This window comes from Nonomuraea endophytica, from assembly GCF_014203235.1.
GTDB lineage: Bacteria > Actinomycetota > Actinomycetes > Streptosporangiales > Streptosporangiaceae > Nonomuraea > Nonomuraea endophytica.
The window spans coordinates 65,046-91,023 of sequence record NZ_JACHIN010000024.1; the positions used below are offsets into that span (position 1 = coordinate 65,046).

Genomic DNA, 25,978 nt, shown 5'->3' on the forward strand with positions numbered 1-25,978 from the left:
GGCAGTCTGGAAGCAAGAAGTCCTCGCCTACCATTGAAGCTTGACAAGGTGAGGCGTTCAATGCGTACAAATCCCCATTCGTGGGACATATCTCCAGTTTGAATATGAGCAGGGAGCGATCGGCGTGACACAAGGGGCGTCCGAGGGTGGAGCGAGGACCCGCGTCACCGCATGGGGCAAGGAAATCCCTTTCCGCAACCCCAACTTCACCGGGCGTGTCTCCGAGATCGAGGAGCTGAGACGCGGCCTGGCGCGGGAGAGCGCGGCGGTGATCGACCAGCCGCCCCAGGCCCTGTTCGGCCTCGGCGGCGTCGGCAAGACCGAGATCGCGGCCGAATACGCCCACCGCCACCGCGGCGACTACGACCTCGTCTGGTGGATCAGGTCGGAGCAGGAGACCGCCGTGGTCAACGGCCTGGTCGCGCTCGGCCGCCGGATGCAGCCCCCGGGCTTCCGCGCCGAGGAGCGCGACTACTCCGCCCAGCTGGTGATCGAGGCCCTGGAGAAGGGCGAGCCGTACGGCGACTGGCTGATCATCTTCGACAACGCGAACAACGCCGGGATGATCTCGGAGTACATCCCGCGGGGGCGAGGACATGTGATCATCACCTCTCGTGACTCCCACTGGCGCAAGGCGCTGGGCGTCTCGGGGATCGAGGTGGGGGAGTTCACCCCCGACGAGACGGTGGAGTTCCTGAGCAAGCGGGTGCCCGCGCTCACCGGCCGCCGGGCCGAGGCCGCCACGCTGGCCGCCGAACTCGGCCACCTGCCGCTGGCCGCCGAGCACGCCGCCGCGTACATGAACGAGACCGGGACCTCCGCCGCCGAGTACCTGACCAAGCTGCGCGACAACGCGCACGAGCTGCTGGCGCGGGAGGTCGACATCCCCTACCCGCTCGCCGTGGCCGCCACCTGGGGCGTCTCGCGCGACGCCATCTCGCCCGAGGCCGACACGCTCTTCCAGGTCATGGCGTTCTTCGCGCCGGAGCCGATCGCCGAGGAACTGCTCGCGCAGCCCGCCAAGGCCGGTGACCTGCCGGAAGACCTCGGCCGGGTGCTCGGGGACGTCGGCGAGCTCAGGCAGGCCGCCCGCCAGCTCGCCCGCTTCTCCCTGGCCAAGATCGACGGCGTGCTCAACGCCGTGCAGATGCATCGCGTGGTCCAGGCCGTGACCCGCAGCCGCCTGATGCGCGAGGACCCGGAGCAGGCCGAGCGGTTCCGCCATGCCGTACATCTGCTGCTGGCCGGATCCGACCCCGGCGCGCCCGGACTCGACGAGAGCGACCCCCTCTACGAGCGCTCGCGCAGCCACATCGTGCCCTCGGGCGCCATCGAGAGCGCCGACCCCACCGTGCGGCAGCTGATCATCAACCAGGTGCGCCGCCTGCACCGCCGCGGCGGCTTCTTCGAGAGCCTCTCGCTCGGCGAGCTGGCCCTGGAGGAATGGAAGCTCCGCTTCGGCGAGGACGACCGGCTCACGCTCGCGCTGGCCATCGAGGTCGGCAAGGCCACCCGGCTGAGCGGCCACTGGGAGCGCGCCTACGCGCTCAACCTCGACACTCTCGAACGGCTGCGCGCCTTCGGCGAGGACGACCAGACCTACCTGGCCTGCGCGCTCAGCCACGGCGTCGACCTGTGCATGATGGGCCGCTACCAGCAGGCGCTCGACAACGACCTCGACCTCCTGCCGCGCTACGAGCGGGTCTTCCGTCCCGAGCACGAGTTCACGCTCCAGGTGCGCAACAACATCGCGATCAGCCTGCGCTGCCTGGGCCGCTTCGAGGAGGCCCTGGAGCACGACCGGATCGCGCTGACCATGCGCGAGAACATGTTCGGCCCCCAGGAGGACCAGACCCTGACCTCCCGTTTCGCCGTGGCGCGCGACCTGCGCCGCATGGGCAGGTATGAGCAGGGCCTGGACATGATCAGGGACGTCGACCAGCTGCTCGTGCGGATGAACGCGCCCTGGGACGCGCTGCGCGTGTTCACCGCGCTCGACCTGGCGATCGCGCTGCGCCGCGTGGGCTACCACCAGCAGGCCGCCGCCCAGGCCGAGGAGACCCTCACGACGCAGATCGCGTCCAAGGGGCCCGACCACCGGATGACGCTGCTGGTGTCCACGAACGTGATCAACGACCGGCGGCTGATCGACGACCTGGCCGGGGCCCAGGCCCTCGGCGAGCAGACCGTCGCCGGCTGGGTGAAGGCGGCGGGTGACGACCACCCCAACACGCTGTCCGCCCGCGCCAACCTCGCGGTCGTGATGCGGGTACGCGGCAACCCGCGTGCCGCCCGCGAACTGAACGAGCAGGCCCTTGAGGGGTTCCGCCGCCACTTCGGCGACGACCACACCAGCACGCTGGTCGTCATGCACAACCTCGCCAGCGACCTGGCCATGATGGGCGCGGTGCGCCAGGCCCGGGAGCTTGGCGAGGCTGCTTACGAGGGTCACCGGCGGGTACGCGGCCCGTTTCACCCCTGCACGCTGGCCACCGGGGCCAACCTCTCGGTCGACCGGCTGGCCGACGGGGACGAGGAGGGCGCCGCGCGGCTGCGCGAGGAGATCCTGGCGGCCTACGCCGAGACGCTGTCCAACGAGCACCCCGAGGCCCGCCTGGCCGCCCAGCAGGGCCGGATCAACCTCGACGTGGAACCGATGATGAGCTGACCCCGCCACGCTTCAGGCGGTTTCGCGGCGCTCAGGCAGTCTGGCGGCACTCAGGGGGCTTGGCCTGCTCAGGCTAAGGCGGCTTCGGCGGCGCGGGCGGCCGGGGCGGGGACCGGTTCGGCCAGGGCGGCGCGGATGCGAGCCTCCAGGGGGCGGGCCAGCGCCGCCCCGGCCGGTGTCAGCGCCCCCGACCGGCCGAGCTGCTCCATGGCCCGCCCGGTCGCCAGCCGCCACAGCGCGAAGGCCGCCGCGTGCCCGGGACGCTCCTCCAGCGGCCCCGCCAGCCACTCGGCCCGGTGGAACTCCACCACGGCCACGTGCGCGAAGATGCCCTGCAGGGTGGCGCTCGCGTCGCGCTCGCCGTCCCGCCAGTGCACCGCGAACCGGCCGGGATGTCCGGGCACGGTCAGCGCGACGATCTCGTCGGCCGCCCCGAGCACCTGGTGCTGAAGTTCGTGGGTGAACGTGGCGGCCAGTTCGGCGGCGTCGGCGGGAGCGGACAGCGCCACCGCGCCGAACGCGGCGCCGGAGGTGGCGCTGAAGGTCTCGGGCGGGGCCGGCGGGACGACCGGCACGACGGTGGTGACCAGCTCGGCCATCGCGGCGGCCACGCGCGGATGCCGCGCGCGCAGCAGCCGGTACGCCTGGCGGCACAGCTCCGTCCAGTCCGCCGGTCCGGGACGCTCGGCGACGGCCAGCCCGAAGTGCCCGCGCAAGGGCTCACCGGTCTCGAACCGGAGCCTGAGCGGCCGCGGGCCGTCGAGCGCGACCGGCCCCCGCTCACGCTCCAGGGCGGCCAGCAGCACGCCGGTGTCGCCGGACCCGAAGCGCAGGGCGTCGTCGGCCCAGGCGCCGAGCTGGGGCGAGATCAGGACGTCCAGCGCCTGGCCCGGATGGGCGCCGAGGCGCCGCCAGAGGTCGTCGATGGCGGCCGAGCCGGACTGCCGCCGGACCGATTCGAGCAGGGCGATGTTCCTGCTGGCGATGGCCCGCTTGAGCGTGTCGGCGAGCGCGGGCGGGACCTCGCCCGCGCCCAGCCCGGCCAGGTCGGCGGGCGACAGCGTGTGCCGGGCGTAGCCGCCGGTCACCGATCTCGCGGGCCAGGTTGATCGGGCTGCGGGCAGGCCTTGTCGCTCTTGTTCCAACGCCGGCTGGCCGGGTCGGTCGCCATGTGGCGGGCCAGAGACTCGCGCAGGACCTCATCCGGCACCGTTGCCAGGCGGTCGAACGGGATATGGGTCAGATCGACGAGCATGGACTCGCCCATAGAACCCCCTGCGGCCATGTGGTGTCCCTTTCTCCGTCGCTATTCACCGTGTTGTCGACTAAGCACTCTTGAAGAGTCCCAAATCCTCTCGAACTGCTCAATCCAGTAGTGGTACCAGTACCCATGCGCACGCCGGGTCAATTCCAGGTGCATACGGTTGTCCGTCGCCCGGTTGCCGACGCCGTGGGGCTCCACGATCACCGTGCCGTCGCCGCCCGCCGGATTGACGGCGAGCAGGCTGAATCCCGGGTTGTAGGAGAAGGTGGCGTACTCCACCCGGCCGGCCACGTGCCAGTCCGTCATCGCGGCCAGCCGGTCGAGCGCGGTCGCGATGCTCGCCGGCAGGTTCTGCAACGGGAACTCCAGCCCGGCGTCGAGCTGGCGGGTGGCGAGGTCGACGGCGTGCAGCTCCTCCGGATCCAGGAGCACGACGCGGAAGACGCCGTCGGGACGGCTCAGCACGGTCCGGCGGATGATCTCGCAGTTGGTCTCGGACAGCAGGTTGATGCCGGACGGGGCGAACAGCCACACCTCCCTCGCGTCCCGCAGCCGGTCGCGTAGAGGATGCGACTCGAAGTCGGCGCGGTCGCCCAGCGGCAGGCGCGAACGGTCGGGCACGGTGATCCGGTGGAGCAGCACGCCCATGCCGGCCAGGATCGCCGCCCACCGGTACTGCTCGGCCACGGCCTCCCCGACCAGCGTCAACACCGCGAACACGATCGCCACGACGGCGATCACGTAGGCGTCGAGGTTCCTGCGCTCACGGACATCACGCAGGATGCGGCGGACTGAACGTCGCATGGCACCTCCGCCTCGATCGTGTCATCGGTCAGGAGGCGCGTCCATACGGCCAGAAATCCTTCGGGATCATGCAACCCTTCAGGCGTCTCAGGAGTCTCACTAGTGTCCGTGATCGACCGTGGTGAACTCTGGGGAGAGTGCTGACACACCGCGGCCGGTCACGGACGCTGCCGATATTCGGATGCGATCCACGGCGCGGTCAGGCACGATGGGCCGTTGGCACCCGGTACGCGGGGCTCCAATATCCTGAAAGCAGTATGGGAACCTCGTCGTTGTCTTCTCCACTCACCGAGCTTCAGAGCCGCCTGCCCGAACTCATGCCGCGCGACCAGCGGCGGCTTCGGCGCAGGCTCGACGGCGTGCGCCGGGTGCGCTCGCGCGAGGCACGGGACAAGATCACCGCGGAGATCCTCGCGGACGTGGAGCGCGCCGAGCAGCGCCTGGCCCGGCGCCGCGAAGCCGTACCCGTGGTGAGCTATCCGCAGGAGCTCCCCGTCTCCCAGCGCAAGGACGACATCCTCGCGGCCATCCGCGACAACCAGGTCGTGATCATCGCGGGTGAGACCGGATCAGGAAAGACCACGCAGATCCCCAAGATCTGCCTCGAACTCGGGCGGGGCGTGCGCGGCCTCATCGGGCACACCCAGCCCCGCCGCATCGCCGCCCGCACCGTCGCCGAGCGCATCGCCGAGGAGCTCGGCACCGAGCTCGGCCAGGCCGTCGGCTACAAGGTCCGCTTCACCGACCAGGGCGGCGACCGCACCCTGGTCAAGCTCATGACCGACGGCATCCTGCTGGCCGAGCTGCAGAACGACCGGCTGCTCGAGCAATACGACACGCTGATCATCGACGAGGCCCACGAGCGCAGCCTCAACATCGACTTCATCCTCGGCTACCTCAAACAGCTGCTGCCCCAGCGCCCCGACCTCAAGATCATCATTACCAGCGCCACCATCGACCCGGAGCGCTTCTCCCGCCACTTCGGCGACGCCCCGATCGTCGAGGTCTCCGGCCGCACCTACCCCGTCGAGGTCCGCTACCGGCCGCTCAACGAGGACGACGACCAGACGCAGGGCATCGTGGACGCCTGCAAGGAACTGGTCCTGGAAGGGCCGGGCGACATCCTGGTCTTCCTCAGCGGCGAGCGGGAGATCCGCGACGCCGCCGACGCGCTGTCCAAGGCCGAGTTCCGCAACACCGAGATCCTTCCCCTGTACGCCCGGCTGAGCGCCGCCGAGCAACATCGCGTCTTCCAGCGCCACACCGGCAGGCGGGTCGTGCTGGCCACCAACGTGGCCGAGACGTCGCTGACCGTGCCCGGCATCAAATACGTCGTGGACCCGGGCTTCGCCCGCATCTCCCGCTACAGCCACCGCACCAAGGTGCAGCGCCTGCCCATCGAGGCCATCTCGCAGGCCAGCGCCAACCAGCGCAAGGGGCGGTCCGGGCGCACCTCCGACGGCATCTGCGTGCGGCTGTACGAGGAGGAGGACTTCCTCAACCGGCCCGAGTTCACCGACCCGGAGATCCTGCGCACCAACCTCGCCAGCGTCATCCTGCAGATGACCTCGATCGGGCTGGGCGACATCGAGGCGTTCCCGTTCGTCGAGCCGCCGGACAAACGGCAGGTGCGCGACGGCGTCAACCTGCTCGTCGAACTCGGCGCCTTCGACGCCCAGGGCAAGCTCACCGGCGTCGGCCGCAAGCTCGCCGGGCTGCCGGTCGACCCGCGCCTGGCCCGCATGGTGCTGGAGGCCGACAAGAACGGCTGCCTGCGCGAGGTCATGGTCATCGCCGCCGCGCTGTCGATCCAGGACCCGCGCGAGCGCCCCGCCGACAAGCAGCAGCAGGCCGACGAGAAGCACCGGCGCTTCGCCGACCCCGAGTCCGACTTCCTCACCTATCTCAACCTCTGGAACTACCTCAAGGACAAGCAGAAGGAGCTGTCATCCAGCGCCTTCCGCCGCCTGTGCAAGTCCGAGTTCCTCAACTACCTGCGCGTCCGCGAGTGGCAGGACATCTACAGCCAGATCCGGCAGACGCTCGGGGTCCAGCCGAACAGCGCGCCGGCCGCGCCGTACCAGATCCACTCCTCGCTCCTCGTCGGGCTGCTGTCGCACATCGGCGTCAAGGACGTCGTGGACAAGCAGCGCGGGCAGGACGGGCGGCGGCCCATCCAGGAATACGTCGGCGCGCGCAACGCGCGCTTCGCGATCTTCCCCGGCTCGGCGCTGGCCAGGAAGCAGCCGCAGTGGCTGATGTCGGCCGAGCTCGTCGAGACCTCGCGCCTGTGGGCGCGGGTCAACGCCAAGATCGAGCCCGACTGGGTGGAGCCGCTCGCGCAGCATCTCGTCAAGCGCAACTACTCCGAGCCGCACTGGGAGAAGAACCAGGGCGCGGTCATCGCGCTGGAGAAGGTCACACTGTACGGCGTGCCGCTCGTCGTCGGCCGCAAGGTCAACTACGGGCGCATCGACCCGGAGCTGTCACGGGAGCTGTTCATCCGGCACGCCCTGGTCGACGGCGACTGGGACAGCCACCACGCGTTCCTGCGCGAGAACCGCAAGCTGCTCGGCGAGGTCGAGGAGCTGGAGGCGCGGGCCAGGCGGCGCGACATCATGGTCGACGACGAGGCGCTGTTCGACTTCTACGACCAGCGCGTCCCGGCGGACGTGGTCTCCGCGCGGCACTTCGACTCCTGGTGGAAGACGGTCTCCGACAAGAGCGTGCTGACGTTCACGCCGGAGATGCTGGTCAACGAGAACGCCGACGTCAGCGCCCAGGACTACCCCGACACGTGGCGGCAGATGGGCCAGCGGATGAAGCTGACCTACCAGTTCGAGCCGGGCGCCGACGCCGACGGCGTCACCGTGCACGTGCCGCTGCAGGTGCTCAACCAGGTCAACGGCGACGGCTTCGACTGGCAGATCCCCGGGCTGCGCGAGGAGTTGATCACCGCGCTGATCCGGGTGCTGCCCAAGCACCTGCGCCGCAACTTCGTGCCCGCGCCCAACTACGCCAAGCAGGTGCTCGCGGGCGTCAAGCCGACCGGCGAGCCGCTGCTGGACGCGGTCGAGCGCGAACTGCTGCGGCTGACCGGCGTACGCGTGCCGCGCGACGCCTGGCAGCTCGACCAGGTGCCCGACCACCTGCGCGTCACCTACCGGGTGATCGACGAGCGCAAGCGCACGATCGCCGAGGGCAAGGACCTGGACGGGCTGAAGAAGCAGCTCGCCCCGCGCCTGCGCAAGACGCTCTCGGCCGCCGGCGACGACATCGAGCGCACCGGGCTCCACACGTGGAGTTTCGGCACGCTGCCCAAGGTGTTCGAGCAGGGCCGGATGAAGGGCTTTCCGGCGCTGGTGGACGAGGGCTCCAGCGTCGGCGTCAAGATCTACGAGACGCAGGCCGAGCAGCGCCGTTCCATGTGGACAGGCACCCGCCGCCTGTTGCTGCTCAACGTCACCAACCCGGCCAGGTCGCTGCTCGGCGGGCTGTCCAACCAGGCCAAGCTGGCGTTGTCACGCAGCCCCCACGGCGGTGCGGTGGCGTTGTTCGACGACGTGGTCAACGCGGCGGTCGACCAGCTCATGGCCGACGTGGGCGGGCCCGCCTGGGACCCGGTCTCCTTCGACCGCCTCTACCAGCACGTACGGGCCGACCTGTACGAAACCGCCCGGGACGTGCTGGGCAAGGTGGAGCAGATCCTGAGCACCTGGCACACGATCGGCACCCAGCTGTCCGGCCTGCGCCGCAGCGCCTCGACGGACGACGCCCGCGACCAGCTCGGCAAGCTCATCTACGCGGGCTTCGTGACGGGGACCGGTGTGAAACGCCTACCCGACATTTCCCGCTATCTCCGGGCCCTTGAGCGCCGCCTGACCAAGCTGCCCGAGGAGCCGTGGCGGGACGAGGAATGGATGGACCGGGTCCACAAGGTCGAGGACGACTACCAGGACCTGCTCGACCGCCTCGCCCCGGCCCGCCGTGCCGACCCGGACGTGCGGGAGATCCGCTGGATGATCGAGGAACTCCGCGTCAGCTTCTTCGCCCAGACCCTGGGCACCCCCACCCCGGTCTCGGAGAAGCGCATCGCGAAGGCGATGGAGAAACTCAGTCCTTGAACAGGGTGGTCTCCAGGTCGAAGTCGACGGGCTCGGGCAGGTGCAGGGTCTCGCCCAGCACGCACTCGTCCTTGGCCTGATAGGCGCCGTCGGCGATGTCGCTGTAGACGGTCGCCGTGTTCGCGATCGGGTCGAGCAGGAGGTAGACGGGGACGCCGCCGATCGCGTAGAGGCCGACTTTCGTGACGCGATCGTCGTGCTTGCTGCTGGGCGAGACGACTTCGGCCACCATGATCAGGCCCGATGAGCGCATCTCGCGCTCTCCCCATCGGGGGCAGTCGGGCGGCAGGAGAACGTAGTCAGGCACGACCGGCTCACGCGGGCCTTCGATGCACACGTCCAGGCCGCCGGGATATCCCTTCCAGCCTCGCTCCTTCCTGACCGGGAGAAGCAGATCGTGAAGATCTGCGAAGGCACCCTGGTGTTCCGGGGATCCAACGGGGCTCACGTGCAAGTTCCCTTCGATGACCTCGACCCGGAGACCGGGGAGGGGGGGTAGGGCATCGAACAGCTCCCGCACCGTGAAAGGCAGCTCGGCAGGCGGGGCCTCGTAGGGCGTCACACGATGCCTACGCGCAGTTGCGACCATGGAACCTGTCCCTTCGTGTCTGGGCGGGTACGCTCAGTATTGCATCATGCCCTGACATCTCGCCGGTAAAAGACCGCCAGCCCGGCGCCGACGGTCAGGGCGACGAAGGCGGTGTAGAGGGCGAAGCCGCCGAGGTGGCCGTCCGGCGACAGGACGGACAGGCCGGCGACCATCGGCCAGATCTGGGCCACCCATTCCGGCAGCAGCCGGAGGATCGCGATCACCAGGACCGTGGCCGAGACGACGATGATGACGCCGCCCGCCGTGGAACGGACCAGGAACCCCATGGCCAGCCCGAACAACCCCAGCAGGCCCAGGTAAAGGCCCGCGCCCAGGACCGCGCGCAGCGCTCCCGGGTCGCCCAGTGCGGCCCGCGGCAGGCCCGCGGCGGCGAAGACGTGCTGGCCGATCAGGAAGGAGGCCACGGCGGTCAGGAGTCCGGCGAACGTGCCCAGGCACGCCACCACGGCGCACTTGGCGGCGAAGAGGCGGCTTCGGCTCGGGACGGCCATCACGCTGGTCCTGATGGTGCCGCCGGCGTACTCGGAGGTGACGGCCAGCACGCCCAGCACGCCGATCGCGACCTGGCCGAACAGCAGGCCGCCCTGGAGGCTGGCGGCCACCGGCTCCAGGCGCTCGCCCTCGTGGGCCGCCTCCGCCGCGGCGCCGGCCATGATCACGCCGAGCCCCGCGGTGAGCACGGCGAGGGCGGCCAGGCACCACCAGGTCGAGTGAAGCGTCCGCAGTTTGATCCATTCAGCTTTCATGATCCGAACTCCACGCTGTCGGCGGTCAGGGCGAGGTAGGCGTCTTCCAGGGAGCCGGTCACACTGGTCATCGGCGTGTCGGCCAGCAGGCGGCCCCGGCCGATGACGATCAGGTGGTCGGCGGTCTGCTCCATCTCGGCGAGCAGGTGGCTGGAGACCAGGACCGTGCGGCCCTCGGCGGCCAGCCCGCGCATCAGGCCACGGATCCAGCGGATGCCGCCCGGGTCCAGCCCGTTCACCGGCTCGTCGAAGATCAGCACGCCCGGATCGCCCAGGAGCGCCGCCGCGATGCCGAGGCGCTGGGACATGCCCAGGGAGAACGTCCCGGCCCGCCGGTCGGCGACGCCGTCCAGGCCCACCTGCTCCAGCACGGCGGTGACGCGCCTGTCGCGGATGCGGTTGCTCGCGGCGAGCATGCGCAGGTGGTCGCGGGCGCTCCGGCGCGGGTGCGCGGACCGCCCGTCCAGCAGGACGCCCACCTCGCGCAGCGGCGCGGGCAGTGCGTGGTACGGCCGTCCGCCGACGGCCGCCCGGCCCGAGCTGGGACGGTCGAGGCCGACGATCATCCGGATCGTGGTGCTCTTGCCCGCGCCGTTCGGGCCGAGGAAGCCGGTGACGACTCCGGGGTGGACGGCGCAGGTCAGCTCGTCCACCGCGGTGGCGCGGCCGTACCTCTTGGTGAGTCCTTCCAGGGTGATTGTTTGGTTCATGGGGAGATTCCAGCGTCGCGGGGCAGTCGGGCAGAAGCCCGGAAAGTGGTGACACCTGCGACTTTCGTAGGATCCGGTGCGGGCGGCTGCGGCCTAGGGTGAGGGCGTGCTGATGCGTGTCGTCATGACCCTCGCCGCACTCCTGCTGTCGCTCCACGTCGTGGGCACGCTCGATCCGCCGTGGCCGGTGGCCGTCGCGCTGGTCGCGTCCGGGCTGGTCCTGCTGGTCCGCTCGCCTCTGGTGGCGGCCTGGGTGACGGTGGGGGCGGCGGTGGTTCACCTGTTCGCGCCGCCGGTGCACCTGGAGATGATCCTCTGGGCGCCGCCGGCCGCGCCGTTCGTCGCCTATCTGGCGATGCGGTACGCGCCGCGCAGCCCGGTCGCCGTGGTGCCCGTGGCGCTGTTCACCGCGCTGGCGGCGTGGTGGGGGCCGACGTCGGAGTTCGGCATCCGCACCGTGCTGCTGACCGTGGCCGCGGCCGTGCTCGGCCTGTACCTGTCGACGCGTGCCAACCTGCTGCGGGCGCTCACCGACCGCGCCGAGCGGGCCGAGCGCGAGCAGCACCTGCTCGCGGAGCAGGCCAGGGGCGAGGAGCGGGTACGGCTCGCCGCCGAGATCCACGACCTCGTCACCCACCGGGTCAGCCTCATGGTGCTCCAGGCGGGCGCCCTGGGCCTGACCGCCGCCGACCGCCCGGCCAGGGAGGCGGCCGAGACGCTGCGCGCCACCGGCTGCCAGGCGCTGGAAGAACTGCGCGAACTGGTCGGCGTGCTGCGCGCCCCGTCGGCCCCGGTGCGCGGCCAGCCCGAGGTGCCGCTGCTGCCCGCGCTGGCGGAACTGGTCGAGGGTTCCGGCCTGCGCGTCGGGTTCGAGGCCGACGACGCGCAGGTCTCGCCGGTCGTCCTGCGTACGGCGGAGCGAACCCTGCAGGAGGCGCTCACGAACGTGCGCAAACACGCCCCGGGCGCCGAGACCACGGTACGGCTGCGCTGCGACGGCGACCGGGTGCGCATCACGGTGGCCAACTCGGCCCCCGCGGGTCCGGGCGACCCGGAGCTGGCGGCGGCCGGTTCCGGCACCGGCCTGCTCGGCCTGCGCGAGCGCGTGGAACTGGTGGACGGCACGCTGGCGGCCGGCCCGTCGGAGGCAGGAGGCTTCGTGGTGGACGTGACCCTCCCGGTGGCGTCGTGATCAGCGTCGTGGTGGTGGACGACGAGCCGATGGTCTGCGCCCACCTGCGCGCGATCCTCGGCTCGTCGGGCGAGATCACCGTGGTGGACGAGGCGCACGACGGCGCCGCCGGGGTCGAGGCGGTGGTGCGCCACCGGCCGGACCTGGTGCTCATGGACCTGCGGATGCCCGGCGTGGACGGGCTGGCGGCCATCGCGCGCATCGCCAGGCTGCCCGCGCCGCCCGCGGTGCTGGTGCTGACCACGTTCGACGCCGACCACTACGTGCTGCGCGCGCTCACCTCGGGGGCGGGCGGATACCTGCTGAAGTCGACGCCGCCCGCCGACCTGATCAACCTGGTGAAGGCGGCGGCCGGCGGCCACACGGTGCTGTCCGGACCGGCGGCGTCCCGGCTACTGGACGGCGCGGTCCGCCGCCAGGCCGCCCGGCGCAGGCTGGAGGCGCTGACCGGGCGCGAACGGGAGGTGCTGGCCGGTCTGGGCGCGGGCCGCAGCAACGCGGAGATCGCCGGGCAGCTGTTCCTGACCGAGGCCACGGTCAAGGGGCACGTCTCCCGCATCCTGATCAAGCTCCGCTGCTCGAACCGGACCCAGGCGGGGCTGCTGGCGTTCGAGGCCGGCCTACCCGATTGAAAGTATACCGGCTGACCGGTATAGTTGCGAGGCGTGCCCAGACCCAGTTCCAGGGAGCGGCTGCTCGACGCCGCCGCCGACGTCCTGCTCACCGACGGGGCCGAGTCGCTCACGCTCGAAGCCGTCGCCAAGCGGGCCGGAGTCTCCAAAGGGGGGCTCTTCTACCACTTCCCGACCAAGCAGGCGCTGGTCGCCGGCATGGTCGAACGCCTGACCGCCGCCTTCGACGACGCCCTGGCCCAGGCCGGCGGGCGGCCCGGCGACTACCTGCGCGCCTACATCGAGGCCACGATCCCGCTCCAGCCCGCCGCCGCGGCGCCCGCCGACCGGGTCACCGTCGCCCTGCTGGCCGGGGTGCTGGTCGATCCCGCCGGGCTGGAACCGCTCAGGCAGCGTTACGCCGCCTGGCAGGAGCGGCTGGCCGCCGACGGGATCGACCCGGCGGCCGCGACAGCCGTACGCCTGGCCGTGGACGGATGGTGGGCGGCGCGGCTGCTCGGACTCGGCGAGCCGGGACCGGACCTGCACGAGAGCACCCGCCGCTACCTTCTGGAGATGATCGACCGTGCTGCGCGCGACTAAGGCCCTCATGCTCGGCACCGACGTCGGCTTCGTCGTCTACTTCAGCGTGACGGGCCTCGGGCTGATCCCGCCCGAGTGGGCCTTCGCCGACTACGCCAACCCGCTCATGGCCGACTGGAACTGGTCGTTCCTCTGGATCGACATGCTGGCCAGCGCGACCGGGCTGACGAGCCTGTGGCTGCTGCGGGGGAGCGTGCCCAGGCCGGGCGGCCCGCCGCTGATGCTGGTCTCGCTGGTGCTGACCATGGCGTCGGGGCTGATGGCGATCGCGTTCTGGACGTTGCGCGGTGATTTCTCCCTGGCCTGGTGGATCCCCAACCTCTACCTGATGCTCTTCCCGATCCCCGCCATCGCCTGCCTGATCACGGCACGTAGGATCGAGGCATGACGGAGCGCAAACCTCTTGGCATGCCCTTCGAGTCATGGATCGACCGGCAGATCCGCGAGGCCGCCGAGCGCGGCGAGTTCGACGATCTGCCGGGCACGGGCAAGCCGATCCCCGGCGCCGGCCGGCCCCAGGACGACAACTGGTGGATCAAGAACAAGCTCGCAGAAGAAGGCCTGTCGATGCCGCTGCCGCCCAGCCTCGCGCTGCGCAAGGAGGCCGACGAGGTGCTCGAACTGGCGTTGAAGGCGGGCTCCGAGGGCGAGGTGCGCCTTCTCGTCCAGGGGATCAACGAGAAGATCAACAAGGCCATCAGGCGGGGCGCGGCCGGGCCGCCGGTCGACCTGTTCCCGTTCAACGTGGAGCGCGTGGTGGAGCGCTGGCGCGTCTCGTACCCTGATGGGCGTCCGCGCACGAGGGAAGAGGAAGATGATCAAGGCGCTGGTGTTCGACGTCGGTGAGACGCTCATCGACGAGACCCGCATCTGGAGCCGCTGGGCCGACCGGCTCGGGGTGACGCGGCTGACGTTCATGGGCGTGCTCGGGGGCGTGGCCGCCCTCGACCGTTCGCACCGCGACGCCTTCCAGATCGTACGGCCCGGCCTCGACGTGGACGCCGAGATCACCGCCTGGCGGCGCGACGACCCGGACGGACTGCGCAACAACTTCGACGCCGACGACCTCTACCCCGACGTACGGCCCGCGTTCCACGCCCTGCGCGCCGCCGGCTACCAGGTGGTGATCGCCGGCAACCAGCCCGTCGAGGCCTACGACGCCCTCATGGCGATGGAACTGCCCGCCGACTCCATCCACACCTCCGACGGGTGGGGCGTGGCCAAGCCGGCGCCCGAGTTCTTCGCCAAGGTCGCCTCGGTGGCCGGGCGCGAACCCGCCGAGATCCTTTACGTCGGCGACCGCCTCGACAACGACGTGCGCCCGGCGCGGGCGGCGGGCATGCGCACCGCCCTGCTGCGCCGCGGCCCGTGGGGCCATCTGCACGCCGACCGCCCCGAGGCCGCTGAAGTGGCCGACCTCGTCGTGAACGATCTCCAAGCCCTGCTGCCCGCCCTCGCTCAGCGGTCAGGCTCGATGTGAACGGCCCGCTCCTCGGCTGACAGGTCCTCGCCCGCGTCACCGCCCCAGTCCTCACCCACCTCCTCGCCGTCGACGTCCGGCCCGAGGCCTTCGTCGGGGGCGGTGAGGCGGTGGTCGGCACGCGGCTCGCGGCCGGGGCCGTCGGGCAACTCCCGCCGGAGCCGCTCGTCGAGCGTGTCACCGCGCGCCGGGTCGTCCTCCCGGATCTCGTGGTCGCGGCCGAGATCGTCGTTCCACTCCTCGACCTCTATGCCCTGCTCGTCGCTGTATCCGTAGCGGTCCGGTGTTTCGGTCATACGCGCTCCCTACCCACCCAACCCCCAAAAACCCAACCACTTGGCCCCCCAAAGCCCGGCCAAAACCCATCCTTGCCCATCCCCCCACCCTCAAGCCCAGCAACCCGCGCCCGTGCGCCACATGCCCCCACGCTCCATCGCACACCCTGCCCCAGCGTCGTCCCCGACCCGACCCGACCCAGCCGCGCTGCGCTCGCGTTCTCGCGCTGCGCGCCAACCGGGTGCCAGCCTTGCGCCTCGTGCCCTGTGCGCCGCGTCCCTTGCTCTTGTGCGGGGTCGCTACCCATGCCAAGCGGCCCCGCCCCTTGCCCTGGGCCGCCGGCCGGCCTGGCAGTCCGCGGACCTGGGAGTGCGTGGTTGCTGTTGGGCTTGTCAGCGGCCGATGGCGGCGCCGATCATCGCGCGGGGGTCGGCGGCGCCGGCGAGCACACCGTCGGGCCGCAGGTCGATGAGGTGCGCGTGACCGAAACCGGTCCCGTATGGGCGTTCCACCACGGGGTGGCCCAGGGCGGCCAGCCCGTCGCCCCACGCGGTGCCCGCCTCCACCTCCACCGCCATCTCGTCCGGCGCGTCCCACGTGTCGAACCCGGTGGTCCCGCCGAGCTTCCAGCGCGGTGCCGAGATGGCCGTGCCCGGCGCCTCGCCGTACCTGAGCAGGCGGGTGATGACCTGCAACAAGATCTGGGGCTGCGCGTCGCCGCCCATGGTGCCCACGACGGTGCGCAGTGAGCCGTCGGGGCGGGTGATGAGGGCGGGCGTGAGGGTGTGCGGAGGGCGGCGCCCGGGCGCGTACTCGGCCGGATGTCCCGGCGTCAGCGAGAACCCGATGCCCCGGTTGTGGAGGTTGATCCGGGTACGCGGCTCGAAGACCATGCTGCCGAACCCCGAGGCGTTCGACTGGATGAGCGAGACGCCCATGCCGTCGCCGTCCACCGCGCACAGGTAGGTGGTGTCGCCGTCCGCGGCGGGGACGCGCGCCTTGAGGCGCGCCCTCGGGTCCACCAGCGCCCGCCGCCGCGCGATCTCGTGCTCGCCGAGCAGGTCCTTGGCGTCTTCATGGAGTACGGCGAGGCGGTCGTGACCGGCCGCCCGCGCCGCCTCGGCCAGCAGGTGCGCCCATGCCGAGCGGGCAGGGGCGGGCGGCAGGTCCAGGCCGTCGGCGATGCCGAGGGCGAGCAGCAGCAGGTAGCCCTGGGAGTTGGGCGGGGTGGACCATACGTCGTGCCCGAAAGCCCGCACACGCAGGGGATCCACCCAGTCGGCGTTGACGCGTTCGAGGTCGGCCGCGGTGTATTCGCCGGCGCCCAGTTCCAGCAGGCCCTGGCCGAACTCACCGAGGTAGAAGCCGTCTCTACCTGATCCGGCGACCGCCTCCAGCGCGCGGCCCACGCCGGGCCTGCGGACCAGGTCGCCCTCGGCGGTGACACCGGCGAAGTCGTCGCCGCCGGGGCGCGTGGCCGCGACTTTCGCCCCATGGAGCATCAGCGGCGAGGCGGGGAAGCCGTCCTTGGCCAGCCGGATCGCCGGGGCGAGCACGTCGGCCAGCGGCAGCCTGCCGTACCTGCTGTGCAGCGCGATCCACCCGTCCACACAGCCTGGCACGGGCACGGACCTGATGTCGTGCAGGTGCGGCATCCTGGTGTGTCCCTCGGCGCGCAGCCGCCCGGCGTCGGCGCCGGAGCCGGAGCGGCCGGAGGCGTTCAGCGCGCTCACCCGCCCGTCGTGGACGAGCGCGAACAGGTCGCCGCCCAGGCCGCACATGTGCGGCGCGGTGACGGTCAGGACGGCGTTGGTGGCGATGGCGGCGTCCGCCGCTGAGCCGCCCCGGTCGAGCATGGTGATCCCGGCCGCTGAGGCGAGGTGGTCCACACTGCACACCATGCCGGAGCGGGCATATCTGGTGTTCTGCACCCATAGAGGGTACGCCTGGGCGGGCCGCCGCCGGGGGCGGAGCTCCAGCTCATGGGCGGTCAGATGAGGGTGAGCGGGAGATCCCGGGCGATCAGCGCGGCGTAGTGGCCGTCGGCGGCGAGCAACTCGTCGTGGGTGCCGAGTTCGGCGATGCGGCCGTGGTCCAGGACGGCGATCTGGTCGGCGTGCCGGACCGTGGAGAGGCGGTGGGCGATCGTGATCGTGGTGCGGCCCTCGGTCAGCGTGTCCAGAGCCTCCTGGACGGCCCGCTCGGTCTGGGTGTCGAGGGCACTCGTGGCCTCGTCGAGGATGAGGACCGGCGGGTTGCGCAGCAGCGTGCGGGCGATGGCCAGGCGCTGCTTCTCGCCGCCGGAGAAGCGGTAGCCGCGTTCGCCGACGACCGTGTCGTACCCCTCGGGCAGGTCCGCGATGTAGTCGTGGATACGGGCCGCGCGGGCGGCGGCGACCAGTTCCTCGTCCGTCGCGTCCGGCTTGGCGAAGCGCAGGTTGTCGGCGATGGAGGAGTGGAACAGGTAGGTCTCCTGCGACACCACGCCGACGGTGGCGGCCAGCGTCTCGAAGGAGAGTTCGCGCACGTCCACGCCGTCGATGGTGACGCGGCCCGAGCTCACGTCATACAAGCGTGGCAGCAGGTAGCTCAGCGTCGTCTTGCCCGATCCGGTCTCGCCGACGACGGCCAGGCTGCTGCCCGCGGGGATGGTCAGGTCGATGCCGGTCAGGGTGGGGGCGTCGCCGTACGAGAAGGAGACGCGCTCGAGACGCACGTCGCCGCGCGGACGCTCCAGCGTGCGGGTGCCGGGGATGATGTCGACGGGCAGGTCCAGGTACTCGAAGATGCGGCCGAACAGCGCGAGGGAGCTCTGCACCTCCACGCCCGTGCGCATCAGCGACAGGGCAGGGCGGAACAGTCCGGCCTGCAGCGTGGTGAAGGCCACGACGGTGCCGATGGAGACTGCCGAGGTCATTCCGGACACCCAGTAGATGACCGCGGGCATCGCGGCCATGACGATCTGGATGGTCGACTGCCGCCAGCGCCCGGCCATGCTCGACTGCACGCCGAGGTCGGCCAGTTCGTCGGAGGCGCGGGTGAAGCGGCCGGTGAGCTCGGGCGACTGGCCCATCGTGCGGCCGAGCAGAATGCCGCTCACCGACAGCGACTCCTGCACCATCGACGACATCGTGGCGAGCTTGCGCTGGCGCTGGGCGGTGATGCGCTTGCGCTCCTCGCCGACCTTGCGGCTGATCCACACGAACAGCGGCAGCAGGACGAGCGAGGCGGCCGTCAGTCGCCAGTCGAGCACGAGCATCGCGACGAAGCTGGCCACGACGGTGGTGAGGTTGGAGACGATCGAAGTCGCTGTGCTGGTGACGACCGCCTGCATGCCGCCGATGTCGTTGGCCAGCCGAGACTGCACCTCGCCCGTGCGGGTGCGCGTGAAGAAGGCCAGCGACATGCGCTGCAGATGGGAGTAGACGGTGGTGCGCAGGTCGTGCATGACGCGCTGGCCGACGGTGGTGGAGATGAGCGTCTGCACCACGTCGAACAGGCTCGTCGCGACCGCCACGGCCAGCATGCCCAGCACGAGCAGGGACAGCAGCCCGACCGCGCGCGAGGGGATCGCCACGTCAAGAACCTCGCGCAGCAGGAACGGCGAGGCCAGCGACACCAGCGAGGAAAGGAAGATGAGGCCGAGCACGATGCCCAGCTGCCCTCGGTAGGGGCGGAAGAGTCGGATGATGCGCCTCAGGGGCGCGCGGGGTTCCTCTGTCATAGGGCTCCTTTTCAGATGTTCACTTTTTCAGATGTTCACTCAAACAGAGGTTACCTCATATTCATTCCACCGAACAGTGAGATAAGCTCAGCGGGGTGAAGGACGCCACTGAACTGCTGGAACTCGTGCACCGGATCAGCCACCGCTTCCGGCGCGGCTACCGGACCGGCCTGGAGCCGCTCGGCCTGAGTCCCAGCCAGGCACGCGCCCTGAAAGTGCTCATGGAAGCCGGGCAGCCGCTCCGGATGGTGCAACTCGCCGAGGCCCTGCGCATCGCGCCCCGCTCGGTCACGCCGGTGGTCGACGCACTGGAGGAGGCGGGGCTGCTGCGCCGCGAGGTAGACCCGGCCAACCGGCGCTCGACGCTGGTGGTCCTCACCGAGGAGGGACGCGGAGCGTTCGTACGCGTGCAGCTGGTACGCGCCGAGGTCGCCGCCGACCTGTTCGCGCCCCTGTCGGCCGAGCAACGCGAAACCCTCCGCGACCTTCTCACCCTCGTAGACGAACCATAACCCCACCCCGCCCCCACCCCACCTCCCACCACAGCCCGCAACACCCCAGACCGCCACAGCCCACAACGCCGCCGCAGGCACGGCCGCAGACCGCAACGCCAGGGCCCACAGTGCCCCCGCCAGCAACGCCGCAGACCGCAAGGTCGTGGCCCGCGACGCTACGGCCCACAGTGCCGCCGCCGGCAACGCCGCAGGCCGCAAGGTCGCAGCTCGCGATGCTGCAGTCTGCACTGCTGCGGCCCGCAAGGTCCCCGCACCCGCGACGCCACGGCCTACAGTGCCGTCGCTGGCAATGCGGCAGCGCTGCACCGGCAAGGCCGCAGACTGCCGGGTCGCCGCATCTGCGACGCCACGGCCTACAGTGCCGTCGCTGGCAATGCGGCAGCGCTGCACCGGCAACGCCGCAGACTGCCAGGTCGCCGCATCTGCGACGCCACGTCCCACAGTGCCGTCGCCGACAGCGCTGCAGCCCGCAAGGTCGCAGCCCGCGACGCTGCAGTCTGCAGTGCCGCCGTCCGCAAGGTCCCCGCACGAATCGCCGTGGTTGGGTGGGAAGGTGGGTGGGTGGGTCGCGTCAGCGGGCGTGACCGTGGTGCGGGTCGGCGGGCGTGGCTGTGGTCCGGGTTGGTCCGTGTGACTGCGGTCAGGGCGGCGGGCGTGGCTGTGGTGCGGGTTGGCCCGCGTGATGGGGTGTGCGTCAGGTCGTGTGGCGGCGGTCTAGGAGGATCAGGGGGACTGTGGCCACGGCTAGGGCGGCGCCGATCCAGATGACCGAGGTGAGTCCTGCTCCGGCGTTGAGTGCGACGCCGGCCAGGCCGGGGACGAGGCTGATGCCGAGTTGGAATGCCGAGACTGTGGTGGCTCCGGCCAGTGTGGGGGCCTTGGCGGCCAGGGTGAATACGCGGCCGTAGATGGCTGGGTTCAGGATGAAGCCGGCCACCCCGAGCAGCAGTACGAGCGCTACCACGGCCACCACGTTCCGGGACAGGAGTGCCAGCAGGGCGGAGGTGGCGGCGATTCCTACCGCTCCGGCCAGCAGTGCCCGGGTGGGTTTGCGGTCGGCGACTCTGCCTCCTACCGACAGGCCGGCGAACGCGCCTACGCCGAACAGGGTGAGGATCGCTGGGACCCATACGGGCGGGACGCCGGTGATGCTGGTCAGGAACGCTGCCAGGTAGTTGAACGAGATCATGTAGGCGGCGGTGCTCAGCAGGGTGATGGCGAAGACCACCCACAGTTGGGGGCGGCGCATCGTCTGTAGTTCTGCGCGCACACTTGGTACGCCGCTCGCGCTTGTCGCCGGCAACGCCACCATGGTCAGGACCGCTGCCGCGATGGTCAGGATGGCTACCGCCCAGAAGCCGCCTCGCCAGCCGGTGAAGTAGCTGAGCAGTGCGCCCGCCGGGCCGCCGGCGATCATCGCGATGCTGAGCCCGCTGACCACCACGCCGGAGGCGCGGGCGGTGCGGTCAGGCGTGACCAGGCTGATCGCCGTCACCGCCGCGACCGCCCAGTACCCGGCGTAGGCAAGCCCGCAGACGAAGCGGGTCAGCACGATCACCGCGTAGTCGTCGGTGACCAGTCCGATCGCCAGGCAAACGGCGAAGACGGCCTGGGTGGCCACCAACGTGGTACGGCGCGGCCAGCGCAGGGTCAGGATGGCCAGCGGCGGACCGCCCACCACCACCCCGGCCGCGAACGCCGAGATCAGCGCGCCTGCCGCCGACAGCGAGATGTCGAGGTCGGCGGCGATCGCCGGCAGTACTCCAGCGAGCAGGAACTCGGCGCTGCCCATCGCGAACAGGCTGAGCGCCAGCAGGTACACCCCGAGCGGCAACCGTCCCCGGGTGGGCGGCGCCTGGGCCTCGACGCTCATCGCACGGGCCGTTCGACAGAAGCGGTGAACGCGGGCCGCCCGAGAGGGGAAGCGAACGCGGGCTGTTCGACCCAAGAAGCGAAGGCGGGCAGTTCAACCGAGAAGGCGGGCCGTTCGACACAAGAGGCGGGCTGTACGACACAAGAAGGGAAGACGAGCTGTTCGGGAGGGGAAGTGGATACAGGCATGCGAAAGTCTCCTTCGGGCTGAGTGAAGTCGGCCCGCGACGATGGGCGGGCTGGGAGGGCTTGTCGCCTTGTGGCGATCACCTCTGGCCCCGATGGTGCGGCTCTCACATGCAGCCTGGCAACTTTCGTTGCTGTTTCCGGGACGCCCCGCTCAGGAAGCGATGACGGTGGCCAGGCAGGGCGGGCCGGAAAGGAGGGCGGAGTACGGGTAGCGGCCGCGGGCGTCGAAGACGGCGAAGTCGGCGCGGGCGCCCGGCGCGAGGATGCCGATGCGGCCGGGGCCGGTGTGCATGCCCATCGCCCGCGCGCCGCCCAGCGTGGCGGCCTCGACCAGGCGCTGGTCCAGGCCGGGCAGGCGCTGGCCGCGGCCTCGGACGTAGTCGCGGATGGCGCGGGCCTGGTCGAGCGGGGTGCCTTCGCCGCGGGTGCCGAAAGCGAGCAGGTTGCCTTCGTCGAGGAGGGCGAGGGCGTCTTCGGGGCGTTCGCGCAGCAGCGACGGGCAGACGGCGGCGACGCTGCGGCGCAGGCGCAGGAGCTTGCGTTCGCCGGGGTCGAGCGGGCCCGCGCAGGCGACGTGGCAGTGCGGGCCCAGGATGCCGGACTCGTCCAGCGCGGCGGTGTTGTGGCGGTCGAGGTCGACGAGCACGCGGAGGCCGAAGGTTCTGGCGAGCACCGCCAGGTCTTCCAGGACGAGCGGGTCGGCGGTGTGGGCGGCCATGCCGACGGGGAAGGCCACCTCGCGGATCGCGGTGATCAGCGTGTCGCGGCCGGTGTCCTCCCAGGCCTCCTCGGACTCGGTCTTCACCGCGAGGTAGGTGACGCCGCCCAGCGCGGGTACGGCGGCCGGGTCGGCCGGGGCGGTGACGACGGTGGCGCGGGCGGTGACGCCGGGAGGCGGGGCGGCGGGGGGAGAGCAGGCGTCTACCAGGCCGGGCGTGATCATGCCCTTCCAGCGGACCTCTTCGACGGCTGGATGGGCGGCGAGCACCGACGTCCTCGGCCCCACCTGGAGCACCCGGTCGCGACGGACCGCGACGGCGCCGTCGCGGATCGGTTCCGCGCAGATGGGAAGCACCAGGGGTGCTGAGTGCACGACCACAGGCGCGGGCGCGCGGCTGCGAAGGACTCTTGCGGCACGCGCGACTGCCCGCATCAACTCTCCCGTCGGATCTTCTCCTTTTGGCATTAAACGGCAGCTTGGCCCGCGTATGCAATCAGACACGGGGTCGATACCTGCCAGACAATCGGGCCAGTTTTAGGCCAAGATGCAGGGCCAGCCGTTCGCCGCCGTCCTTGAGGTCGGTTTGGGCGAGTTCCTCGACGCGCTGCAGCCGGTAGTAAAGGGAGGTCCGGTGCAGCCGCAGGACGCGCGAGGTGGCCACGGCGCTGCCGGCCAGGTCCAGATAGGTCTCCAGCGTCTCCAGCAGCGGCAGGTGCTGGGGGTCGGCCAACAGGTGTTCGAGGCCGGGGTGGAGCTCGTGGTCGGGCAGGCCGGTCAGCAGCCGGTAGACGCCCAGCCGCGCCCACTCGGCCGACGGGCCCAGGCCGGGGACGCGGGCGGCGGTCTCGGCCGCGTGCAGGGCCTCGGTGTAGGAGCCCGCCGCGTCGGCGAGCGCGGGCCGCGTACGCCCGACCCCCACCACCACGGGTACGGCCAGCGCCGCGTGCACGTCCTCGGCCGGGACGGCGGGCCCGGCGACGAGCAGCACGCCGTGGTCGTAGCGGACCAGGTGCAGCGGATGGTGACCGGACAGCCGGCGGCGCAGGGCAAGCAACCCCTGCTCCAGCGCCATCCGCAGCGGCTCGTCGGGTTCGGCGGCCACGGGCCTGGCCACCAGCGCGGTCACCGGCTGTCCCTGCGGGAAGGCGCCGGCCTCGATGAGCTGGCGGGCCGCGTCGCGCTCGCCGAGCAGGACGCCGGTGACCGCCTCCAGTTCGCGGTGTGAGGCGAGCCCGGTGGCCAGGCTCTCGTGGAACAACGCCATGGCCAGCAGAGGAGCGGAAGCGGCGGCCAGGGCGATGTCGGCGTCGGGCATCTCGGGCTCGGCGTCGATGAACCAGAGGAAGCCGAGCAGGGCGCTGCCGTGCCGTACCGGAACGCAGACGCGCGGCAGCAGGCCGAGCGGGGGCGCGCCCGGGGTGCGCAGCGGGGCGCTCGCGTCGTGGATGCCGGCGGCGCGCAGCCAGGCGCGGACCTCGGGGGTGGTGTGGCGGCGCAGGATGGAGTCGCGGCGGATGTCGTCCATCGCGCCGCTCTGCTCGCTGTAGGCGACCACCCGCTGCACCCGGTCCTCCAGGAGGAGGGGCCGGTCGAGGCGGGCGGCGAGGTCGTCCACGATGCGTTGAAGATCAGCCACCGGTCACCAGGCGATTTCGACATTTGTCGGATAGGAAGTGATGGCTCTTCCCTACAACTGATCGGTGATCTCCGTCAATAACGTATATACCGTCCAATCCGTGAATCTCCCGAAGAAGCTGCTTAAAGGCCTTTTAGCGGGCATCGTGCTCGTCCCGCTCGCCTGGACAGCCACCCCCGCTTCCGCAGCACCTCCCACCGACCCTGAACACCCCTGGCGCCAGGACCACTGGCCGCAGACCCAGCCCTGGCAGCGCGACGAGCCCGAAGGGGCCCAGGCGCTCCGCTCGCAACCCGGCGACGGCCCGCTCAAGCCGATCGACCCGCAGAACTGGGAGAACCCGGACCACATGACGTGGGCCGACTACAAGAAGCCCCCCGGCACCAAGTGGAACGACCCGAACGTCAAGGGCTCCAAGCGCACGTTCAAGGGCGCGCTGGTGCTGCTGGACTACCCCAACCAGCCGTTCGTGGTCACCCAGCCGAAGGGCTCGACGGTCTACAAGAACCCCAGCGCCGAGGCGCACGACGTGCCGCGCGGCGAGGTCGCCAAGTTCTACCAGGACTTCCTCAACACCCCGAACGCCCTCAACAAGGGGCACACCATCCACGAGTACTGGATGGAGGACTCCGGCGGCCGGATCGGCGTCGAGCTGACCGGCTTCGGCCCGTACACGCTGACCGGCAAGGACCACGAGTACGCCATGGAGTTCCAGGGCGGCACCGGCTGCCCGGCGGGCGACAGCTGCAACAAGAACCTGCGCACCGAGGGCAACGCGCTCTGGATCGGCGACATCGGGCCCGAGGAGGCCGCGAAGTTCGACTTCATCTTCTACCTGAGCGCCGGCCAGGACGAATCGGCCACCTGGCAAGAGTTCGGAATGATGAAATTTCCGACCAAGGAGGACGTGACCGAGGAGTTCGGGCCTGACGACCCCAACCTCCCCAACTGGGTCAGGACCCGGTACGTCGAGTGGACCTCCTGGCAGGCCGGCTCCAACTTCTGGCCCAACGCCCGCTTCGGCGTCGACTCCGTCCAGGCCGAGAGCTCCGGCATGGCCGTCTACGCCCACGAGCTGAGCCACATCTTCGGCATCGCCGACAACTACAACAACCCGTACGGCGTGCCGCCCAGAAGGGCGTACACCGGCATCTGGGAGATGCTCAGCCGAGGCAGCTTCAACGGACCCGGCGGCCCGCACAGCCGCTGGCTGATCCCGCCGACCTCCGGCGCGTCCATGGGCGCCCAGCACATGCTCCGCAACAAGATCAAGCTGGAGATGGTCGACGAGGCCAACGTGCTGCGCCTGTCGCGCGAGGCGCTCGACGACTCCGGCCTGGTCACCGCGAAGATCACCGCCCGCACCGTCCAGCCGGGCCCGACCGGCCTGTCGGGCGTCAACCTGCAGTTCGACACCGGCGACAAGTCGCCCGCCTGCGACCCGGCCCAGAACCCGCTGTGCGACGGCGGCGGCTACGAGAACTACACCGTCGAGGTCGTCGACAGGATGGGCACCGACTCCTTCACCCCCGACTCCGGCGTGCTCCTGGCCAAGACCAAGAACGAGGACCGGGCGCCGTTCGAGTGGGTGATCGACGCCAACCCGCAGGACATCGGCATGACCGACTACGTCCTGCCCGACGGCACCAAGGTCCCGATCACGATCGGCGACTACCGGCAGCTGTCCGACGCCCTCTTCCACGCCGGAACCGACTCCGGCAGCGAGTACGAGTTCGTCGACCAGGCCAACCGCCTGCACTTCTACGTCACCGACGTCAAGCGCGACCGCAAGGGCGTGCTGTCCTACACGGTCGCCATCCGCTCCCTGGACGGCTCCGGCCCGCAGAAGCGCGGCGTCAAGGTCCTGCCCGCCATCGGCCTGCCCACCGCCAAGGGCGTGTCCACCTGCAAGTTCCCGCTGTTCAACACCGGCAGGGCCGCCCCGGCCGCCGGGCAGCACCCCGAGGACGTCAGCGCCTACCTCAACGGTGACATCTACCGCCTGAAGGCCGAGGTCCAGGGCCGTGGCTGGAGCGCCAAGCTGCCCAACGCCCTGGCCGCCGTCGACTTCGGCAAGAACGAGCTCGTCACCGTCAACGCCGTGCGCGGCGCCGGAGGCAGCCGTCTGGCCCAGGTCAAGCTCACCGCCACCTCGGAGAGCGACCCCGCCAAGACCGTGACCGCCACCTGCCAGGTGATCGGTCTCTGACCCATAGATGGGGTACGGCCACGC

At 70.9% G+C, this 25,978-nt stretch carries 21 protein-coding genes and 1 pseudogene; 10 read left to right on the forward strand and 12 right to left on the reverse strand.

What is annotated here, in order from left to right; translation table 11 throughout:
* Positions 1-124: 124 nt before the first annotated feature.
* The gene (gene fxsT / locus HNR40_RS49825; RefSeq protein ID WP_184974780.1) at positions 125-2,668 is read left to right on the forward strand and encodes an FxSxx-COOH system tetratricopeptide repeat protein; all 2,544 of its coding nucleotides are present in this window, start codon (positions 125-127) and stop codon (positions 2,666-2,668) included.
* 68 nt (positions 2,669-2,736) lie between these two features.
* On the opposite strand, the gene HNR40_RS57710 is transcribed toward fxsT, so the two are convergent.
* From HNR40_RS57710 to HNR40_RS49840, 3 genes are read right to left on the reverse strand one after another with little or no spacing between them, the layout of a single operon-like run.
* Positions 2,737-3,756 (reverse strand): aKG-HExxH-type peptide beta-hydroxylase, encoded by a 1,020-nt coding sequence (locus HNR40_RS57710; protein WP_184974783.1) that lies wholly within the window; start codon positions 3,754-3,756, stop codon positions 2,737-2,739.
* Positions 3,753-3,923, reverse strand: coding sequence for an FxSxx-COOH-like cyclophane-containing RiPP peptide (locus HNR40_RS49835; RefSeq protein ID WP_184974785.1), 171 nt, complete (start codon positions 3,921-3,923; stop codon positions 3,753-3,755). The genes HNR40_RS57710 and HNR40_RS49835 overlap by 4 nt, the downstream gene beginning before the upstream one ends.
* 51 nt (positions 3,924-3,974) lie before the next feature.
* Positions 3,975-4,736: a hypothetical protein gene (locus HNR40_RS49840; RefSeq protein WP_184974787.1), complete on the reverse strand. Its 762-nt coding sequence runs from the start codon at positions 4,734-4,736 to the stop codon at positions 3,975-3,977.
* A gap of 257 nt (positions 4,737-4,993) precedes the next feature.
* Here HNR40_RS49840 and hrpA point away from each other — a divergent pair, with 257 nt between their 5' ends.
* On the forward strand, positions 4,994-8,860 hold the full coding sequence (gene hrpA, locus HNR40_RS49845) for an ATP-dependent RNA helicase HrpA (protein ID WP_184974789.1): 3,867 nt from the start codon (positions 4,994-4,996) through the stop codon (positions 8,858-8,860).
* Here hrpA and HNR40_RS49850 read toward each other — a convergent pair.
* The 3 genes and pseudogenes from HNR40_RS49850 to HNR40_RS49860 form a co-directional block, all read right to left on the reverse strand.
* Positions 8,850-9,449, reverse strand: a complete 600-nt coding sequence (locus tag HNR40_RS49850) for a Uma2 family endonuclease (protein ID WP_184974791.1) — start codon at positions 9,447-9,449, stop codon at positions 8,850-8,852. The genes hrpA and HNR40_RS49850 overlap by 11 nt on opposite strands.
* Positions 9,450-9,493: 44 nt before the next feature.
* Positions 9,494-10,216, reverse strand: coding sequence for an ABC transporter permease (locus tag HNR40_RS49855; protein WP_184974793.1), 723 nt, complete (start codon positions 10,214-10,216; stop codon positions 9,494-9,496).
* A 50-nt stretch (positions 10,217-10,266) separates the two neighbouring features.
* A pseudogene (locus HNR40_RS49860) lies at positions 10,267-10,926 on the reverse strand (ABC transporter ATP-binding protein); the annotation flags it as partial.
* A 112-nt stretch (positions 10,927-11,038) separates the two neighbouring features.
* On the opposite strand from HNR40_RS49860, the gene HNR40_RS49865 reads away from it, so the two are divergent.
* The 6 genes from HNR40_RS49865 to HNR40_RS49890 are packed head-to-tail and all read left to right on the forward strand — an operon-like array spanning position 11,039 to position 14,812.
* Positions 11,039-12,118 carry a sensor histidine kinase gene (locus HNR40_RS49865; protein WP_184974959.1) on the forward strand — a complete coding sequence of 360 codons (1,080 nt, stop codon included), beginning with the start codon at positions 11,039-11,041 and terminating at the stop codon, positions 12,116-12,118.
* Complete coding sequence (locus tag HNR40_RS49870) at positions 12,115-12,750, forward strand: response regulator transcription factor (protein WP_184974798.1); 636 nt, start codon at positions 12,115-12,117, stop codon at positions 12,748-12,750. Before HNR40_RS49865 ends, HNR40_RS49870 begins: the two co-directional genes overlap by 4 nt.
* Before the next feature lie 33 nt (positions 12,751-12,783).
* Positions 12,784-13,332 carry a TetR/AcrR family transcriptional regulator gene (locus tag HNR40_RS49875; RefSeq protein WP_184974801.1) on the forward strand — a complete coding sequence of 183 codons (549 nt, stop codon included), beginning with the start codon at positions 12,784-12,786 and terminating at the stop codon, positions 13,330-13,332.
* A complete protein-coding gene (locus HNR40_RS49880; RefSeq protein ID WP_221341793.1) occupies positions 13,316-13,720 on the forward strand; it encodes a DUF5360 family protein in 405 nt (134 codons plus the stop codon). The genes HNR40_RS49875 and HNR40_RS49880 overlap by 17 nt, the downstream gene beginning before the upstream one ends.
* The gene (locus HNR40_RS49885; RefSeq protein WP_184974805.1) at positions 13,717-14,178 is read left to right on the forward strand and encodes a DnaJ family domain-containing protein; all 462 of its coding nucleotides are present in this window, start codon (positions 13,717-13,719) and stop codon (positions 14,176-14,178) included. Before HNR40_RS49880 ends, HNR40_RS49885 begins: the two co-directional genes overlap by 4 nt.
* The gene (locus tag HNR40_RS49890) at positions 14,147-14,812 is read left to right on the forward strand and encodes an HAD family hydrolase (RefSeq protein ID WP_184974808.1); all 666 of its coding nucleotides are present in this window, start codon (positions 14,147-14,149) and stop codon (positions 14,810-14,812) included. Before HNR40_RS49885 ends, HNR40_RS49890 begins: the two co-directional genes overlap by 32 nt.
* Here the strand turns inward: HNR40_RS49890 and HNR40_RS49895 are convergent.
* The 3 genes from HNR40_RS49895 to HNR40_RS49905 form a co-directional block, all read right to left on the reverse strand.
* Complete coding sequence (locus HNR40_RS49895; RefSeq protein ID WP_184974811.1) at positions 14,791-15,108, reverse strand: DUF5709 domain-containing protein; 318 nt, start codon at positions 15,106-15,108, stop codon at positions 14,791-14,793. The two genes, HNR40_RS49890 and HNR40_RS49895, sit on opposite strands and share 22 nt — an antisense overlap.
* A 372-nt stretch (positions 15,109-15,480) precedes the next feature.
* The gene (locus tag HNR40_RS49900; RefSeq protein ID WP_184974814.1) at positions 15,481-17,019 is read right to left on the reverse strand and encodes a gamma-glutamyltransferase family protein; all 1,539 of its coding nucleotides are present in this window, start codon (positions 17,017-17,019) and stop codon (positions 15,481-15,483) included.
* A 59-nt stretch (positions 17,020-17,078) separates the two neighbouring features.
* Positions 17,079-18,812 (reverse strand): ABC transporter ATP-binding protein, encoded by a 1,734-nt coding sequence (locus HNR40_RS49905; RefSeq protein ID WP_184974816.1) that lies wholly within the window; start codon positions 18,810-18,812, stop codon positions 17,079-17,081.
* A gap of 95 nt (positions 18,813-18,907) precedes the next feature.
* Here HNR40_RS49905 and HNR40_RS49910 point away from each other — a divergent pair, with 95 nt between their 5' ends.
* Positions 18,908-19,324, forward strand: coding sequence for a MarR family winged helix-turn-helix transcriptional regulator (locus tag HNR40_RS49910; protein ID WP_184974820.1), 417 nt, complete (start codon positions 18,908-18,910; stop codon positions 19,322-19,324).
* Positions 19,325-20,021: 697 nt separating this feature from the next.
* Here the strand turns inward: HNR40_RS49910 and HNR40_RS49915 are convergent.
* From HNR40_RS49915 to HNR40_RS49925, 3 genes are all read right to left on the reverse strand, one after another.
* Positions 20,022-21,200 (reverse strand): Cmx/CmrA family chloramphenicol efflux MFS transporter, encoded by a 1,179-nt coding sequence (locus tag HNR40_RS49915; protein ID WP_184974823.1) that lies wholly within the window; start codon positions 21,198-21,200, stop codon positions 20,022-20,024.
* A gap of 339 nt (positions 21,201-21,539) precedes the next feature.
* A complete protein-coding gene (locus tag HNR40_RS57715) occupies positions 21,540-22,481 on the reverse strand; it encodes an amidohydrolase family protein (RefSeq protein WP_184974826.1) in 942 nt (313 codons plus the stop codon).
* 121 nt (positions 22,482-22,602) lie between these two features.
* Complete coding sequence (locus tag HNR40_RS49925; RefSeq protein WP_184974829.1) at positions 22,603-23,745, reverse strand: PucR family transcriptional regulator; 1,143 nt, start codon at positions 23,743-23,745, stop codon at positions 22,603-22,605.
* Positions 23,746-23,845: 100 nt separating this feature from the next.
* Here HNR40_RS49925 and HNR40_RS49930 point away from each other — a divergent pair, with 100 nt between their 5' ends.
* Positions 23,846-25,954: a M6 family metalloprotease domain-containing protein gene (locus HNR40_RS49930; protein WP_312896841.1), complete on the forward strand. Its 2,109-nt coding sequence runs from the start codon at positions 23,846-23,848 to the stop codon at positions 25,952-25,954.
* Positions 25,955-25,978: the final 24 nt, after the last annotated feature.